Source organism: Pseudomonas asiatica (assembly GCF_009932335.1).
Classification (GTDB): Bacteria; Pseudomonadota; Gammaproteobacteria; order Pseudomonadales; family Pseudomonadaceae; genus Aquipseudomonas; species Aquipseudomonas asiatica.
In genome coordinates, this window is sequence record NZ_BLJF01000001.1 from 3,174,336 (window position 1) to 3,190,325 (window position 15,990).

Consider the following 15,990-nt stretch of genomic DNA (forward strand, 5'->3'; position numbering starts at 1 on the left):
GCAGTAATGCCTTAGGCCTTTTTGCCATCATTTTCCCCCGCCAGATCTTTCAACCAGTCACGAGGGCTCAACCCCGTCTTGCGTCTAAATGCGCGAGACAGCGCCGAAGGACTTTCGTAGCCGACTTGAGCTGCAATCAGCGTAATCGAGCGCCCTTCTCGCATCAGCTTCTGAGCCAGGCTAACTCGCCAACTCAACAAATAATCAGCAGGCGTCTGTCCGATGACACTCTTGAAATGCACGGCATACGCAGCGCGTGACATATTTGACTCACTGGCCAGCTCTGCTATTGACCAGGCATGTTCCGGGGAGTTGTGCATCTGTAAAAGCGATCGGGCAAGCCGCATGTCGGCCAGTCCAGCCATCATTCCGGTGCGCAACTGGTGATGATCGAGCAGGTAACGGAGCAACAGAATGATTAGGAGCTCAAATAAGCGCTCAAGCGCGGCTTCCCTTCCACAATGCACATTTGCCGCCTCGGCAAACATCCACTCCAACGTGTCTGCCAGCATGGGCAGATCATCGAGTGCGAGCACCAAACAGTCCGGTAATGAAGCCGACAAAGGATTATCAATTCCGCCCTCAAACTCCATGGAAGCACACAACAACTTTGCGCCATCGGACTCACCCGCAAACAATTGATGCTTGGCGGGGCGTGGCATAAAAATCAAGCTAGGGCGAGTGAGCTGCAAATCCTTGCGATCGGGACCAAGCAACGTCACGCTGCCGGCCTGAAGCAGATGGATATAACCTCGCCGCTCGGCGCCATCGTAAGATGCAGAGCCGCATAGGTCGCCGTCATAGAACAGATTGGCCCGCACGCCGAACCGCGAGAGCAAATTAGACAAACGATCCATTGGCCGATCCTTGACGAGTCAGAACGCACAGACCATACCATCTGCGTTGTCGTTCAGTGCCTGTAGCGAACATGCCGGCGTAAATCAGCCAACGGATAAAGTGATCACTGAGCAGCTCAGCCTCCCTTTCCAGTTCGGCTGTTAAAAAAACAACACCGTTGTTTGAAAGCACCAGCAAATCAAGTGCTCACTCTTCTATTTTACGGGGTTGTACGCCGGAATCCCAGAAATTTCCGTCAGCCCAGCTCCAGTCCCGCCACGAGCGCATCCAGGTCGATGAACTTGCCGTCAGTCTGGAAGGTGTAATGCCCGTTCAGCAGGATGTGCCGCCAGGCCGCTGGCGACATCTGCGTGATCAACGCCAGCGCCTTGGCATTGCCAGCTGCCTCGTACTTCGTCAGCAGCAGGGACAGGATCGCCGAGTTGTAGAAGATGATCGCGTTGCCGATCAGCCTGGCGCACTGGTTGCTGATCTCGATTTCGATGTCGGTGCGGCCGGTCAATTCCTTCTTCCCACCGACTTGGGCGATGGTCGAGCGTAGCTGGTGATAGGACTCAATGCGGTTCTGCGAGCGGTGAACATTACGCTCCAGTTGCGGGTCGCGCAGGTAGCGCAGTGTGTAGATACTGCGGATGAGCTTGTCGAACTCGAAGATTGCGCGCCGCGTCGGGTTCGGCGCCGTATAGGTGCACAGCTTGCGGATCAGCGTGCCCTGCGTCATTTCCTTCAGGCCCAGTGTGGCGACGATTCGGTCGATGTTCGCCTTCTCACCGACGATGAGTTGCCGGTCGATCTGGCCAGCCGGCCGGATCAGGCATTTCTCGTACAATGCCAGATCATCGGCGCAATACAGCTCCTGCAACTGGTCGTCGAGGTCGGTGAAGCGCGGCTCGAAACGAAGTCCGAACCAGTGCAGGATGGCGAAGTTGGCCTTGTTGATGCTGTGCATGTCGCCGGTGATCGCGCTCGGCACGATGTCCGACGTGTTGCGGTACCAGATGTCGAACACGTGGTGAGCCTCGTACTCGTGTGCGCCTATCAGGTAGCCGTTCAACGGCACGTGATTGCACAGCAGCGTGTAGGCGACGACGCCCTTGCCGCGGCCGAAATATTTGCGCGAGTAGCGCGCCTTCACAGTTGGTCGCTCGACGCCGAATTTCTGCCCATCAACGGCACCGTACAACGAATCGAGGTCGAACGAGTAATGCGGGAAGATCGGCAGTGCGGCGATGGCGTTGCTGATGCAATCGTTGGCCACATGTAGCGTCGCCTGGCGCAGGTACTGCTGGTAGGTACTCTCCAGGACGTGGTACGGGATGTCGCTGGTACGTGCCATAACCTGGTTGCCGTGGTTCATGGCTTGGGCAATGATCACCGCCATCAGACTGTCGGCGTCGGCTACCTTCTTCGCATAGCGTGGCTGCAATGGTGTCAGCGCCGACAGGAACTGGCACTGGCCGTTGACGAAGCGAAACACGTCGGCGACATCGCAGTATGGCAGTTGCTCGTAGAGAGCTTGCTCGCGCGCCTTCTGGTTCTCCCCCTTGGGCTTGCGCCAGGTCAGTCTCTGCGTGTCCTTGTCGTATTCCAGGTGCGTCAGCTTGCCCTGTTTCAGCTCGCGATTGAACGCCACCCATTGCGCACGCAACTCGGTCGCCAGTGCATCGAGCTGGGCACTGACCGGCTGCCGCAGGAAGGGGATGTCCATCTGCGCGAGCACGGCGGCTTTCTCGTCCATCGAAACCAACTCGTCGGACAAATGCCGGTGCTGCAAGCTATCGTCAATGTAGAGCTCGCCCGCCTGGAAGCGTTTCCTGACCTGACGGTAAAGCCAGAATTCGTAACGATCGGCATGCAGGCCTGTCGGCGTGCCTTCGGCATCGAACATCAGCAGGTACGGACGCAAGCGTTTCGGCAGCGTTGCCGCCGGACATTCGTCGAGTGGCCGTTGTGATAGGCGCTGCTGCTTGGCGAACACGCTCTTGGCCCAAGTCAGCGCCGCGAGCCATGGGTTATCGGGGGCCGTGCCGGCGAAGTCGAGCGCGACGTACAGCGGCCGTAGATGGCGTCGAATGCGTTCGGCCAGGCCGTCCACCGCCTGCCAGTGCAGCGCCAGTTTGTTCAGTGGCTTGACGCTCATGCGCTGCGCCGTGTTTTGCAGCAATTCCCTGGACATGATTTTGTAGGCGCGTTGGCGCACCTCGCCGAACGGCGTCGGATCGGCCACGCTGTCGTCCACGTACAGCGACAGCAGGCGGCCAACCTGCGGCGTTTCCTGATGGCGTCGCAGCTGTTCGGCGACAAAGGACTGTTTCGCACCCGTGCGGCTCTCGTCCTCAAGTTTTTTCATGTGGAAGGCCATCGCGTCGACCAGGTTGTCGGTGAGCTGCCGGTAACGTACCCAGGCATAGCACAGCAGGTAGAGCCGGGTCTGCTCCGCCTTCAGGTGGCGCAGGTCATGGACGGTATAGAAGTTCGCCAGGCTCGCGTAGTACAGCAGGTTCTGCTGCGAGATGCCGAGCTTGGGCAGCAGCGCCTTGGCGATCCCGTGCAAGGACTTCAGCGTGGCGCGCTTCTCGCGCTCCCCTGCCATCTGACGCCAGCCGAAATCTTTAGCGTCCTGCTTGAGCGCTGCCAGTTGAGACAGGGTGTCGTCACGCACCAGGAGCTGGCCCAGCGCAGCTTTGGCCGATTCGTCCAACACTTCTGCCAGCAAGCCGCCCAAGCGCCTGCGTTCGGTGGACAGGGCTTCACTGACCAGCTCTTGTAAGGTGGTGTGGCCGGGCCGGATGATTTTGTGCTCGCTGAGCCAAACGATCAGTTCGGCGGCCACGAATCCTGGCATTACGTCGCGCCGCACGATCTGTTCAGCCTGCTGTGCCAGTTGCGGCAGGAAGCTAGCCGCCCACGACCGGTAGCCGAACAGTTCGGCGATCTGACCCCTCTGGCTGTAGTGCTCATGCTTGGTGATCGCCTTGCGTTCGAACGCTTCGCCGTGGAAATAGCGACTCAGCACGAAGGCGCAATCGTCCTCGACCTCATGCCAATCGAAGCGGAAGAAAGCATGCTTGGCCTTGAAGTAGCCGATCTGCAAGACGCAATAGACTTGGGCCTGCAGGCTAGGCCGGCTGCTGGCGAACGCCAGTTCAGATTCGGCCAACGCCAGGTATTCCAGCCGCTGAGCATCGTCGAAGTCCGGTAGGCCGTACAAGGCTTCCTGCTCTGCGTCAGAAAAGACGGTGAGTAGCTTATTCTTGTTGCTCATCGACCGTCCTTCCCGCACCACGCCAACCTGCTCGCGTCAATGTTTCGATCAACGTAGTGCGCTTGACATTGAAGTTGCGGCACACCGCCGCCTTAGACATGCCGCCATCGAGCGCGGCGACGATGGCGTCCAGCTTCTCACCAGTGATCGCCTGCGGCCGGCCGCCGATCCGGCCGCGTTTGCGTGCGGCGGCCAAGCCCGCGACGACGCGCTCCTGAATCAAGGCGCGCTCGTACTGCGCGAGCGCACCGAACACCTGGAACAGGAATTCGCCCGAGGGCGTCGTAGTGTCCAGGTTCTCTGTCAGCGAGCGGAACGCCACCCGCTTGTCCTTGAGCGAAGTCACAATGGCGAGCAGGTGCGACAGCGAGCGACCGAGCCGGTCGAGTTTCCACACCACCAGCACATCGCCGGCTCGAACGAACTCAAGCGCCCGCGCCAAGCCGGCACGGTCATCCTTCGCGCCAGAGGCACGATCCTCAAACAGGTGACGCGGATCGACGCCGGCGGCGAGCAGCGCGTCGCGCTGCAAGTCCGTGCTCTGGCGGTCGGAGTCCGACGACACGCGCATGTAGCCAACCAACATAGGCGGATAACCATCAAAAACAGGTTTCGGGGTTTGGGGAGCAACGGAACAGAAAGTGCACTTAAGCCCTGCCATTTCCTCTCAGCGCCATAATCCAGGACCTTCATCTCCATCTCTCCTTGATTCCGTACTTAACTACGGAGATAGAGTCGGCTCGTGGGTAGAAAACCCGAGAGGAGGCTGTTATGAAATACCTAAGACTACTGCTGATAGTTGGTGCGACTCTGCTGTCATCCACCGTATGGGCCGAGAGCGGGAGCGACCGTTCAATCGAGCGAATCGCCGCTATGCGCGACAAGGCTGAGGCGGCCTTGGTGGCGGAAACCGCCAAGAAGATTGAGCAACTGGGGGCCACGGCGGCTGGCCGGGTCGAGGCGCAGCCCGGCTGTCCGCCTGCAAAGTAGAACATGAGCTGCTGATGCAGTACTAACCTGTGGCCTATGCAAGTGCTCCTTTGGCCATTCAGCGGCGCTCAATGAGCGCCGCTGTTTTGCCAAGCGCAAGCCGACCCCGGAGGTGCCTCACGCATCGGGAAATCCTCGGTTAACGCGCGGAGTCAGCGCAGTTCCTTTTCCCCCTGCAGCGAAACGATCAGCGGACAGGAAACCGTCCCGTGGCTCGCACAACAATCGTGAACCAGCCGCGCCAACACCGACTCGATCCGCCGCAGATCCGCGAGTTTCCCCCGCACATCCTCGAGCTTCTGCTCGGCGAGCACGCGCGCTTCGTCGCAGTGAGCGCCGTCATCCAATCGCAACAGCCCGGCCACCTCATCGAGGCTGAAGCCCAGTCGTTGCGCGGATTTGACGAATTTCACCCGGGCCACGTCCGCCTCGCCGTAGCGGCGAATGCTGCCGTAGGGCTTGTCCGGTTCGGGCAACAGCCCCTTGCGTTGATAGAACCGGATGGTTTCCACGTTGACCCCGGCCGCCTTGGCGAAGGCGCCGATGGTCAGGCTTTCCACAGTGTTTTCCATACTGCTTGACTCCGTACTTGACTACGGAAGTAACCTTAAACCATCGCTCACATGCTCGAAAGGAGAAATGCATGTCTGAACCATCAAACGGGCGCGCCCCTCTTGTCGCCGGGGGGCTTGCGGCGATTCTCGCCTCGACTTGCTGTCTTGGGCCGCTGGTTCTGATCGCACTGGGATTCAGCGGGGCCTGGATCGGCAACCTGACCGTGCTGGAACCTTACCGCCCGCTCTTCATCGGTGCGGCGTTAGTCGCGCTGTTCTTCGCCTGGCGACGCATTTTCCGCCCGGCTCAAGTCTGCAAACCGGGTGAGGTCTGCGCCGTGCCCCAGGTACGCACCACCTACAAGCTGCTGTTCGGGCTGGTAACGGCCTTGGTGCTGGTCGCGCTCGGCTTCCCCTACATCCTTCCCTTGTTCTACTGATCAGGAGTCCGCCATGAAAAAACTGCTTGCATCCTTCGCCCTCGCCACCCTAGTCGCCGCACCTGCCTGGGCGGCCACGCAGACCGTCACTCTGGCGGTGCCGGGCATGACCTGCGCCGCTTGCCCGATCACGGTGAAGAAGGCGCTGACCAAGGTCGAGGGCGTGACCAAGGCCGAGGTGAGCTATGAGAACCGCGAGGCCATCGTCACCTTCGATGATGCCAAGACCAATGTCCAGGCGCTGACTAAGGCGACCGAGGACGCCGGCTACCCGTCCAGCGTCAAGCAGTAGGCGGGCATTCCGATGGCAAACCCTTTCAATTTGTTCACGCGGATCGGTGACAAAGCCGGGTCCGTTGGCGTGCTGATTTCTGCCATAGGCTGTGCCTCGTGTTTCCCCGCCCTTGCCGGTCTGGGGGCCGCGATCGGTCTGGGCTTTCTGAGCCAGTGGGAAGGCCTGTTCATCACCACGCTGCTGCCGTTATTTGCCGGGCTGGCCCTGCTCGTCAATGCCCTCGGCGGGTTCAGTCACCGGCAGTGGCGACGCGCTGCGCCTGGCCTGATCGGCCCGGCCCTGGTGCTGATAGCGGTGTATTTGATGCTGGCTCACGGCTGGCGGAGCGGCTGGCTGCTCTATATCGGCCTGGCCCTCATGTTTGGGGTGTCCATCTGGGATCTCGTGTCGCCCGCCCACCGCCGTTGCTCCCCGACGTCCTGTCCGACTCCGCCAAAATGAAGGAATAACACTATGACCAAACTACAAATCGTCGGCATGACCTGCGCCTCCTGTGTCGAGCATGTGAAAGAGGCCTTGGAGAAGATCCCCGGCGTGCATCGGGCGGATGTTTCCTACGCCAGCGGGAAGGCCGAACTGAAGGTCGACGAGGGCGTAAGCCGTGAACAGATGCAGGCCGCCGTCGAGGCCCTGGGGTATCGAGCGGCGTTCGAAGACGCCACGGCACCTACCCGCTCAGGCCTGCTCGACAAGGCGCGGGGCTGGTTGAGCGGCAGCATTGGCGCCGGGAAAGATGGCGACAGGCTCCACGTGGCGGTCATCGGCAGCGGTGGCGCCGCCATGGCGGCCGCGCTCAAGGCGGTGGAAGGCGGTGCGCGCGTCACCCTGATCGAGCGCGGCATCATCGGCGGCACCTGCGTCAACGTTGGCTGCGTGCCCTCCAAGATCATGATTCGCGCCGCGCATGTGGCCCATCTGCGGCGCGAGAGCCCGTTCGACGCCGGACTGTCCACCACGAGCCTGACCGTCCTGCGCGAGCGGTTGCTCGCCCAGCAACAGGGTCGTGTCGACGAACTGCGCCACGCCAAGTACGAAGGCATTCTGGAGAGCACGCCGGCGATCACCCTGGTACGCGGCACCGCCCGTTTCCAGGACGGCCGCACGCTCAGCGTGGAACTGGCCGAGGGCGGCGAGCGCATCGTCGCCTTCGACCGCTGCCTGATCGCCACCGGCGCGAGCCCGGCCGTTCTACCGATTCCCGGACTCAAGGACACCCCGTACTGGACCTCGGACGAGGCGCTGGCGAGCGACACCATTCCTAAGCGGCTCGCCGTGATCGGCTCCTCGGTGGTGGCGGTGGAACTGGCGCAGGCCTTTGCCCGGCTGGGCAGCAAGGTCACGGTCCTGGCACGCAGCACGTTGTTCTTCCGCGAAGATCCGGCCATCGGTGAAGCGCTGACGGCAGCCTTCCGTATGGAGGGCATCGAAGTGCTGGAACACACGCAAGCCAGCCAGGTGTCCCACGTCGACGGCGAGTTCATCCTGAGCACCAATCATGGCGAGCTGCATGCCGACCGACTACTCGTCGCCACCGGCCGCACGCCCAACACCCAAGGCATGAATCTGCAAGGCGCCGGCGTGAAGCTGGACGAACGCGGTGCCATCCAGATCGACTCGGGCATGCGCACCAGTGCCCCGGATATCTATGCGGCCGGCGACTGTACCGACCAGCCGCAGTTCGTCTACGTGGCGGCGGCCGCAGGCACCCGTGCGGCGCTCAACATGACCGGCGGCGAGGCGAAGCTCAATCTCGACGCCATGCCGGCCGTGGTGTTCACCGATCCGCAGGTGGCCACCGTGGGCTACAGCGAAGCGGAGGCGCACCACGCCGGCATCGAGACCGACAGCCGCACCTTGACCCTGGATAACGTGCCACGCGCACTGGCCAACTTCGACACGCGGGGTTTCATCAAGCTGGTCATCGAGGAAGGTAGCGGACGGCTCATCGGCGTGCAGGCGGTGGCCCCGGAGGCGGGCGAACTGATCCAGACCGCCGCCATCGCCATCCGGGCGCGGATGACGGTGCAGGAACTGGCCGACCAGTTGTTCCCCTACCTGACGATGGTCGAGGGGCTGAAGCTCGCGGCGCAAACCTTCGCCAAGGACGTCAAGCAGCTGTCCTGCTGCGCCGGGTAATGAGCGCGCGAGGTTGAAGCATGAACGACACGGCAAGCGATCTCGGCAGTCGCGACAGCCTGCGCAAGACCTGGCAGGTAATCAGCTTATGGGGGCTGCCTGCCGTCGTGGCGACCATAGCGCTTGTTCTGGCGGATCGACGCCCTGCGTTGTTCCTGGCAGCGAGCGCCGCGCTACTCGTGATGGGCGGCGCCTGCCTGGTCAACGCCGCGCGCTGTCGCCGCCTTCACTGCTACATCACCGGGCCGTATTTCCTGATGCTCGCGCTGGGTGCGCTGCTGGCTTATGGGTTTGCCCCAAACGGCGAGTATCACTCCCGGCTGTGGTTGCTCCTGGCACTAGGGGTTACGCCATTGCTCATCTGGCTACCTGAACGCCTAGCCGGAAGGAAATATCTGAGCGCCCTAGTTTGCGGGGAAGACCGGGAGTGTCGGTGATGAATGCCTACACCATATCCAGACTGGCCGAGGACGCGGGCGTCAGCGTGCATGTGGTGCGCGACTATGTGCTGCGTGGCTTGCTGCACCCCGCGCGGCGCACGGAGAGCGGTTACGGCATTTTCGATGAGCGGTCCCTGGCGCGTCTGCGCTTCGTGCGCGCCGCCTTCGAGTCTGGTATCGGGCTCGACGAATTGGCACGGCTCTGCCGGGCGCTCGATGCGGACGATGGCGCCGACTTGATCGGCTGCGTCGAGTGCCTGCTCCGGCTAGTCACGGCACGGCAGGCGGCCTTAGCCGCAGTGGCAACCCAGCTGGCCGGGCTGACTCATTGCGCCGGCGAAGGTTCTGCCTATGCGTAACGCCGATCACGTTGAGTCAAGCAAGGTCTTCCGCTGGCGTGCTTACACCTGGGGCGTGCTCGCCGCGCTCACCTGCCCTTGCCATCTGCCGGTGCTGGCATTGCTGCTTTCGGGGACAGCGGCCGGCGCGTTCGTCAGCGAGCAGTGGAGCCTCGCGACGCTCGTGCTGGCGGTTTTCTTCATCCTCTTCCTGCGAGCGGCATTGCAGGCCTTTCGGAAGCGACCGTGACCCGCTCGGAGCACGGCGCGACCACCACTGCCGAGTTGGGCAGGGAGGCTGCAGGTCGATCGGCGCTCAGTCACGGGGGGAAAGCGTTGCTAGGTTTTCTTGGACGATGGAGGAACCCCCATCATGAACACAAACAACACCTCCACCATCAGCTGCTGCGAATGCTGCAAGGACATTCCCCTTGACGCCGCACTGACGCCGGAAGGTTCCGAGTATGTCGTGCACTTCTGTGGCCTGGAGTGCTATCAGCGTTTCATGTCGCGAGCAGATAAGAGGGCGGCATCCGAGCCTGATCACCCCTGCACACAAAAGGTCAGTACCCGTCAGGACGGCTAATTCGCGCTGCACCGGAAAAGTGGCTCTTGCTGGTCGCAGAAAGCGTGAGCCCGAGGACTCCGTCAGTCGCAATCCGTCTGAGCTGGAAGTGGCATCGAGTGCGGTGCCCGGCCGATTTCGAACCCAGGCCGTTACACCTACTGGTCGTCGTCCGGATTGCGCAGCGGCCGCAGTTCGCCGCGGGTAACCTCTTCCGGCACCGCGAAGGAGTAACGGCCCAGCATGTTGATGTGCTCGTGGATCAGTGGCGAGAGCCGCGCGACATCCTCCTCCAGCACCGGGTAGCCGTGCTGCCTGAGCCGTTCTACGGCCGCCGTCATGTAGAGGGTGTTCCACAGCACGATGATGTTCACCACCAGGCCGAGGGCGCCGAGCTGGTCCTCCTGGCCTTCGCGGTAGCGCTGGCGCAGCTCGCCGCGTTTGCCGTGGAACACGGCGCGGGCCAGGCTGTGGCGGCCTTCGCCCCGGTTCAGCTGGGTCAGGGTGGCGCGGCGCTTGGACTCGTCGTCGATGTAGGTCAGGGTGTGCAAGGTCTTCTCGATGCGACCGAACTCAGCCAGCGCCTGGGCCAGGCGGGTGGGACGATCCCCTGTTTGCAGGGTGCGCATGATGCCGGTGGCCGGCACTCGGCCGAGCTTGAGCGAGCCGGCCAGGCGTAGCAGGTCGTCCCAGTGCTCGGCGATCAGATCGAGCTTGACCGACTGCCGGGCCAGGCCGTTGAGTTTGCCGTAATCCGCCTCCGGGCGCGTGCGCCAGAAACGGGTACCGCCGACGTCGGCCAGGCGCGGGCTGAAGTGGTAGCCGAGCAGGCGGAACAGCCCAAACACCACATCGCTGTAGGCCCCGGTGTCGGTCATGATCTGCGTCGGCTGCAACTCGGTCTGCTGTTCCAGCACCACGGCCAGCAGCACCAGGCTGTCGCGCAGGGTGCCGGGCACGGTGATGGCGTTGAGGCCGGAGAACTGATCGGAAATCAAGTTGTACCAGGTGACGCCCCGGCCGGTGCCGAAATACTTCGGGTTGGGGCCAGCATGCACGGTGCGCACCGGTACCACGAAGCGCATGCCATCGGCGGAGGCGACCTCGCCGCCGCCCCAGACCTGGGCCAGCTCCAGTTGGCTCTGCGCCCCCACCAGAATGGCGTTTGCCACTGACAGCGTGTCGTCACGGATATAGTTCTGGCTGACCCAGGACAGCCGGTCGCGGCGTAGCGCCTGATTGTCGGTGCGGATCAGCGGCTCCAGGCCGGTGTTGCAGGCCCCACCCAGCAGCACCGCGCAGAGGCTGGTGACCAGGTTGTCGGCCCGCGCATTGCGCTCGGACACATGGGTGAAGGCCTCGGCGAAGCCGGTGCGAGCGGCGATTTCCAAGAGGATTTCCGGCAGATCGACACGCGGCATCAGATCAGCCACGGCTGCTCGCAGTTGCAGCAGCGAGTTCGGCTCCTCCAGCTTGTCCAGTGTGCCGAGCGAGAGCTCGGTCTTGCCCTCGGCGTTCTCGCTCAGCTGGATCGCGGGGTTGTCGGGTAGGCGGGCCGCGACCGCCTGCCAGGTCGCATCCAACTCGGCGCTCAGCGCATCCAAGGTGGTGCCGGCGTCAATGGTCAGGCCCAGCGAGCGGCAGATGATCGGCCGCGCCGCCAGCCATTCGGCACCGTCGAGCAGGCCGAGACGCGGGTCGGCATAGCGCCAACTGGGCGAGACGAACACGTCGCGCCGGCGCAGGGCCGTGCGCAGCGCATCGAGCGTGCAGAACACATAGGCGCCCATGTCGAGGGAGCCATCCTCGCGGGTAATGTGCTTCTGCCAAGCCTTGGCCACGATCTCCTGCGGCGCGTCATCCTCCGGTTTCCGGCGGGGCAGGTTCAGCTGCAACCAATCCAGGCCGGCGACCACGCCTTTGCCGGCCGGGCTGAAGCCGAAGCGGATGTGCTTGAGCAGGTCGGGCAGGAAACGGCGCACACTGCGGTAGCGCGCCTCCAGGGCGAGAAAATACACATCGTCAACCGGGCGGATCAGCGCATTGACATCTTCCAGGGCTTTCTCCAGCGAGGCCCTCGGCAGGTCGTTGAACAGCCGGGCGCGCACGTTGTCATCGCTGATTGAGCTGTCCAGCACGACCTTGCACGCGGCGGCGAGCGTCGCCGCCGAGCGATCCAGGTCTTTCAGGCTGCGCATGCGGGCTTTCTTGTCGGCCTTCTCCGCGTTGCTGAACAGGTCGCGTAACAGCGCTTCCAGGACCTCCAGGGCGTCGTCGTGCGCGGTGGCCTCCAGGCACAGGGCGAACGCCACCAGTGTCGCCATCCGCCGCGACGCCGGCAGCCGGTTGATCGCCGTGACCTTGGCGGTGTTGGCGAAGCGAGCCAGGGCCGCGATACGGCTGGGCGGGATGTGCGCCGCCGCTGGCAAGGCGATGCCGATGCCGCGCACGTCATCAAGCCGGCGCAGCGCCCGAATCAGTGCGGGGCCACTGACCATCACCGGGCCGGAGCGCAGTTGATCCAGCCGGGAACTGCGGTTGCCTTCGGCGACCAGCAGCAAGTCCTGTAGCTGCTGCCGTTGCGCCTCGCTCACACTGCGGCCAAGGGTTAGCCAGAGGCGTTCTTCGACCCGGCTGCGCAGTTGGGCGATGAACCGTTCCAGAACGGTGACGCCGGGCAGTAAAACCTTGTGCGTCAGCAACCAGGTCGTCGCCCGATTGAACAACTCGCCAGGACGATCTGTCCCTGTCCAACAGAGCGCATACAGCCAGCGGGCAAGTCGAAAGCCGACGCTGGAATCAGCAAACACCCGATAGCCGTAACGCTCCTGAATCTCGGCGGCATGACGTTGACGTTGGCGGGTTTCGGCATAGGCCAGGATACAAGTTGGATCGGTAATGCCTAACTGGCGACTGAGCGCTTGCAGCACCTCTTGGGGGACGGCTGAAAAGTCGTCGGGAAAAGTGCCCAGGTAGCGGATGCTGGTCAGTTGGGTGGCGTAGCCAAGGCGGTTGTGCTCGCCGCGCAGCGGTAGGAGGATTTTGTGGTCGTCGTCGCTCAGGTGGAAGTAGCGTTCCAGCTCCTCACGACTGGGGGCATCGACATAGCGGCCAAAACCGTCGCGTTGCTCCTGGGTCAGAAAACCGACCGGCATCGATCACAGCACCTCGGCGCAGAACACGGCGGGCGTGACAATCCGCGTGCGTTCGATGTGCCCGCGTTGCAGCAGGCCGGCGCGGCGATCACCGGTCACCAGGTAGTCCGCATCGCCTGCCAGGGCCATGGCCAGCAGAAACGAGTCATCCGGATCATCGGCTTCGACCTCGATGGTCAGACGCTCCAGTACCACAGCCCGTTGCAGGTTATTGATCATGGCTCCCACTTTGGCGGGCTGAAGGATGGCCTGGAGCTTGGGGTAGCGGCTGGCTCGGCGGATTTCATCGAGCTGCATCCGCGAGGTCACTACCTCGAAACGCGCCGCCCGCCAGGCACGGTAGATCGCATCGGGCGCGCCATGCGGCGAGATCAGTGCGCTGAACAGGATGTTGGTATCCAACACGACCCGCATCAGCGCTTACGTGCCCAGTCGAGCGCTTCGTCAACCGCTTCGGTCAGCTCTGCCTCGCTCAGATGGGCATTAGCGGCCTTGGCCTGTTCGGCCGTCAGTTCCAGGATGTGGGCCCGCACCGCCTCTTCAATGAAGCGCGACAGGTCGCCTTTCCGGCCACCGCCCTGGCTGGCCAGAAACATCCGAAGCGACTGGTCGGTGTCGGCCGAGACGGCGACATTCCAGCGAATCGTATTCATGGCGTTCCCCGCTAGTAGGTGTTTGTGTGTTTATACGCCAATCACAAAGGGCTATGCAATGGTTCAAAAAAACCTTCGTTTTGCCGAACTTTAAGTGGACAGGAATCGGCTGGTTAACCTACCTGCGCTACGGTTCAAATAACTGGTACGCTTAATCAAAGTTCAACTATTACTAACGTAGTCGAGTAAACGGTACTTTTGATGAAGATCGGTTATGCGCGGGTGAGCACTCGGGATCAGAACGCCGACCTCCAGGTCGATGCCCTGAAACAGGCCGGGTGCGAACGCATCTATCAAGACATCGCCAGCGGCGCGAAAAGCGCCCGGCCGGAGTTGGACAAGTTGCTAGCCCATGTTCGAGCGGGCGACACCGTGGTGATCTGGAAGCTGGATCGCCTCGGGCGCTCCCTCAAACACCTGGTCGAGCTGGTCGGCGAGCTGGCAGAGCGCAAGGTCGGCTTGCAGAGCCTGAATGACCCAATCGACACCACCCACGCCCAAGGTCGCTTGGTGTTCAACCTGTTTGCCTCGCTGGCCGAGTTCGAGCGCGAGCTGATCCGCGAGCGGACTCAGGCGGGTTTGTCGGCCGCGCGGGCGCGGGGCCGGATCGGTGGCCGTCCCAAGGGCCTCCCAGCCAAGGCCGAGGCCACCTCCATGGCGGCCGAGACGCTGTACCGCGAGGGCCGCCTGAGCGTCAGCGCCATCGGCGAGAAGTTACACATCTCCAAGAGCACGCTGTACAGCTACCTGCGCCATCGTGGTGTTGAGATCGGCGCACACCAGAAGAGCGCCCAGCCGCGAGGTCAGCAACGCAATGTCGCGTCGCCGGCAGAGCCCGCCGCCGAGCAGGTGGCCACCGTCACGCTGCGCCTGGCGGTGGTGAACAACAGCAAGTTCGTTCGCGGCCGGAAACGGGCCAAGGAAAATATCGAGCGCTACTGCTTGGAGCCCTACAGTATGAAACGGCTGGAGTCGGGCAACTACGAACTGGCCATTCCGTATCGGAGCGACGATGAGCTGGACAAGACCGTGCATGACTTGCTGACCGAGATCAGCCAGGAAGCCGACATGCGCAACTGCTTTATCGAAGCCGATGCCTGGGAAGAAGGCTCTGAACGGCGCTGGTAGGGCTTAAGTGCACTTTCTGTTCCATTGCTCCCCAAACCCCAGTTACAGCTGCTATGATGAATGAGATCGAAAACTGAAATCCCCCACTAGAATTGTTGACTGGAGTCAAAATGAATAAAAAGCGGCCGGTTAATCTTGATATTCGAACCATTCAGCTTCCTCTCACGGCGCTTACATCGATTCTGCACCGGATTTCAGGAATTATGCTCTTTATTTTTCTGGGACTGATACTGTATATGCTGAGCAAATCGTTGGAGTCAGAAAAGGGTTTTAATGAAGTCAAGGAGATTTTTTCTTCACCTTTCGGCAAAGTTAGTTTCTGGTTGGTATACTCTTCATTTATTTATCATCTCGTAGCCGGAATTCGACACCTAGTTATGGATGTGGGTGTTGGTCATACTTTGAAAGGCAGCAATCGCGCCTCTACTATTGTTTTAGTAGTGTCGGGTGTTTTAATGGTTGCTGGCGCCGTATGGATTTGGTAGCTGTGGAGTCGTAATGCGTATTTACAAGGACTAAAAGCGTCCTTTAAAGCTAACTTACGAAAGTATTTATAATCGACGGTTCACGCTTAAACGGTTGAATCCTTTCGGGCTTCCGAATAGCTGTTAGCTGAAAGCTATCATGAGCTAAGTTTTCTGTGCATCATCAAATGTGTTAATGGGAGCGCCATAGTACTAGGTACAAATATGGCTCTAGGACAATGTTAGATGTTTTGGATTTTGAGGCGGATCGCTCTTATCGAAGATCGTCTAATTCGCTCTGAAGCGCAGGTTTTTTGAAACTATCACCTGGTTGGCACACTGTGCGAATCAACATCAGATATGAGAAAGCCAATCAGGTGAACACTACCCTCGAGGGCTCATCTGTCCAGTTAAAGCCTCGAGTCTTTCTGGGTGCGCAAAAGACAAGAAGGTTATATGGGAAAATTATGAGGCCTGGATACCATGCGTCATGGGCGTGCCGATGCTGTGAGTGACAGAGCGAGAAGCAAGTGAAAGTCCCTGAAGTAGGGGCGGGATGCGCCCGAGTGGCATTTTTTGTCTTAAGGTAGATCGCGTAGCTGTTCTTCAGAATAATCTTCAGAGCGTTGACGACAGCCATCGCTGTGCATTCCTCAAGAATAGAATGTGTCGGAAGGGTGGCGTCATTGGTGTTAGTCATCGCTTAGGA

At 61.3% G+C, this 15,990-nt stretch carries 18 protein-coding genes; 11 read left to right on the forward strand and 7 right to left on the reverse strand.

The genetic code is table 11. The annotated features are described in order from the left end of the window. Positions 1–11: 11 nt before the first annotated feature. From GYA95_RS14680 to GYA95_RS14690, 3 genes are all read right to left on the reverse strand, one after another. Positions 12–857: an AraC family transcriptional regulator gene (locus tag GYA95_RS14680; protein WP_003464995.1), complete on the reverse strand. Its 846-nt coding sequence runs from the start codon at positions 855–857 to the stop codon at positions 12–14. A gap of 236 nt (positions 858–1,093) precedes the next feature. Then, entirely contained in the window at positions 1,094–4,123 is a 3,030-nt protein-coding gene (locus GYA95_RS14685; RefSeq protein ID WP_024015041.1) for a Tn3 family transposase, read from the reverse strand. Beyond that, positions 4,107–4,709 (reverse strand): recombinase family protein, encoded by a 603-nt coding sequence (locus GYA95_RS14690; protein WP_010465829.1) that lies wholly within the window; start codon positions 4,707–4,709, stop codon positions 4,107–4,109. The genes GYA95_RS14685 and GYA95_RS14690 overlap by 17 nt, the downstream gene beginning before the upstream one ends. A gap of 185 nt (positions 4,710–4,894) precedes the next feature. On the opposite strand from GYA95_RS14690, the gene GYA95_RS14695 reads away from it, so the two are divergent. Continuing rightward, on the forward strand, positions 4,895–5,113 hold the full coding sequence (locus GYA95_RS14695) for a co-regulatory protein PtrA N-terminal domain-containing protein (protein ID WP_004574529.1): 219 nt from the start codon (positions 4,895–4,897) through the stop codon (positions 5,111–5,113). Positions 5,114–5,265: 152 nt separating this feature from the next. Here the strand turns inward: GYA95_RS14695 and merR are convergent, their stop codons facing one another. Next, positions 5,266–5,685 (reverse strand): Hg(II)-responsive transcriptional regulator, encoded by a 420-nt coding sequence (gene merR, locus GYA95_RS14700; RefSeq protein ID WP_004574528.1) that lies wholly within the window; start codon positions 5,683–5,685, stop codon positions 5,266–5,268. A 71-nt stretch (positions 5,686–5,756) separates the two neighbouring features. On the opposite strand from merR, the gene merT reads away from it, so the two are divergent. The 8 genes from merT to GYA95_RS14740 all read left to right on the forward strand — a co-directional run bounded on the left by merT (position 5,757) and on the right by GYA95_RS14740 (position 9,902). Next, on the forward strand, positions 5,757–6,107 hold the full coding sequence (gene merT / locus GYA95_RS14705) for a mercuric ion transporter MerT (protein ID WP_004574527.1): 351 nt from the start codon (positions 5,757–5,759) through the stop codon (positions 6,105–6,107). A gap of 13 nt (positions 6,108–6,120) precedes the next feature. Continuing rightward, complete coding sequence (gene merP / locus GYA95_RS14710) at positions 6,121–6,399, forward strand: mercury resistance system periplasmic binding protein MerP (protein ID WP_004574526.1); 279 nt, start codon at positions 6,121–6,123, stop codon at positions 6,397–6,399. 12 nt (positions 6,400–6,411) lie between these two features. Then, positions 6,412–6,843: an organomercurial transporter MerC gene (gene merC / locus GYA95_RS14715; RefSeq protein WP_004574525.1), complete on the forward strand. Its 432-nt coding sequence runs from the start codon at positions 6,412–6,414 to the stop codon at positions 6,841–6,843. 12 nt (positions 6,844–6,855) lie between these two features. Further along, positions 6,856–8,538, forward strand: coding sequence for a mercury(II) reductase (gene merA / locus GYA95_RS14720; protein ID WP_004574524.1), 1,683 nt, complete (start codon positions 6,856–6,858; stop codon positions 8,536–8,538). A 20-nt stretch (positions 8,539–8,558) separates the two neighbouring features. Beyond that, positions 8,559–8,975, forward strand: coding sequence for a hypothetical protein (locus tag GYA95_RS14725; RefSeq protein ID WP_004574523.1), 417 nt, complete (start codon positions 8,559–8,561; stop codon positions 8,973–8,975). Beyond that, the gene (gene merD / locus GYA95_RS14730; protein ID WP_004574522.1) at positions 8,975–9,337 is read left to right on the forward strand and encodes a mercuric resistance transcriptional repressor MerD; all 363 of its coding nucleotides are present in this window, start codon (positions 8,975–8,977) and stop codon (positions 9,335–9,337) included. The genes GYA95_RS14725 and merD overlap by 1 nt, the downstream gene beginning before the upstream one ends. Continuing rightward, positions 9,330–9,566 (forward strand): broad-spectrum mercury transporter MerE, encoded by a 237-nt coding sequence (merE, locus tag GYA95_RS14735; protein ID WP_004574521.1) that lies wholly within the window; start codon positions 9,330–9,332, stop codon positions 9,564–9,566. The genes merD and merE overlap by 8 nt, the downstream gene beginning before the upstream one ends. A 123-nt stretch (positions 9,567–9,689) precedes the next feature. After that, positions 9,690–9,902, forward strand: coding sequence for a DUF3330 domain-containing protein (locus tag GYA95_RS14740; protein ID WP_004574520.1), 213 nt, complete (start codon positions 9,690–9,692; stop codon positions 9,900–9,902). 137 nt (positions 9,903–10,039) lie between these two features. Here GYA95_RS14740 and GYA95_RS14745 read toward each other — a convergent pair whose 3' ends face one another. Genes GYA95_RS14745 through GYA95_RS14755 form a run of 3 tightly spaced genes read right to left on the reverse strand, consistent with a single transcriptional unit; the run spans position 10,040 to position 13,689 of the window. Continuing rightward, positions 10,040–13,036, reverse strand: coding sequence for a Tn3 family transposase (locus tag GYA95_RS14745; protein WP_004574519.1), 2,997 nt, complete (start codon positions 13,034–13,036; stop codon positions 10,040–10,042). Positions 13,037–13,039: 3 nt separating this feature from the next. Beyond that, the gene (locus GYA95_RS14750) at positions 13,040–13,450 is read right to left on the reverse strand and encodes a putative toxin-antitoxin system toxin component, PIN family (RefSeq protein WP_004574518.1); all 411 of its coding nucleotides are present in this window, start codon (positions 13,448–13,450) and stop codon (positions 13,040–13,042) included. Then, positions 13,450–13,689, reverse strand: coding sequence for a ribbon-helix-helix domain-containing protein (locus GYA95_RS14755; protein WP_004574517.1), 240 nt, complete (start codon positions 13,687–13,689; stop codon positions 13,450–13,452). The genes GYA95_RS14750 and GYA95_RS14755 overlap by 1 nt, the downstream gene beginning before the upstream one ends. 201 nt (positions 13,690–13,890) lie before the next feature. Between GYA95_RS14755 and GYA95_RS14760 the strand changes: the two genes are divergently transcribed. After that, positions 13,891–14,817 (forward strand): recombinase family protein, encoded by a 927-nt coding sequence (locus GYA95_RS14760; RefSeq protein ID WP_004574516.1) that lies wholly within the window; start codon positions 13,891–13,893, stop codon positions 14,815–14,817. Between the two features lie 110 nt (positions 14,818–14,927). Continuing rightward, entirely contained in the window at positions 14,928–15,302 is a 375-nt protein-coding gene (sdhC, locus tag GYA95_RS14765; protein ID WP_005005993.1) for a succinate dehydrogenase, cytochrome b556 subunit, read from the forward strand. Positions 15,303–15,990: the final 688 nt, after the last annotated feature.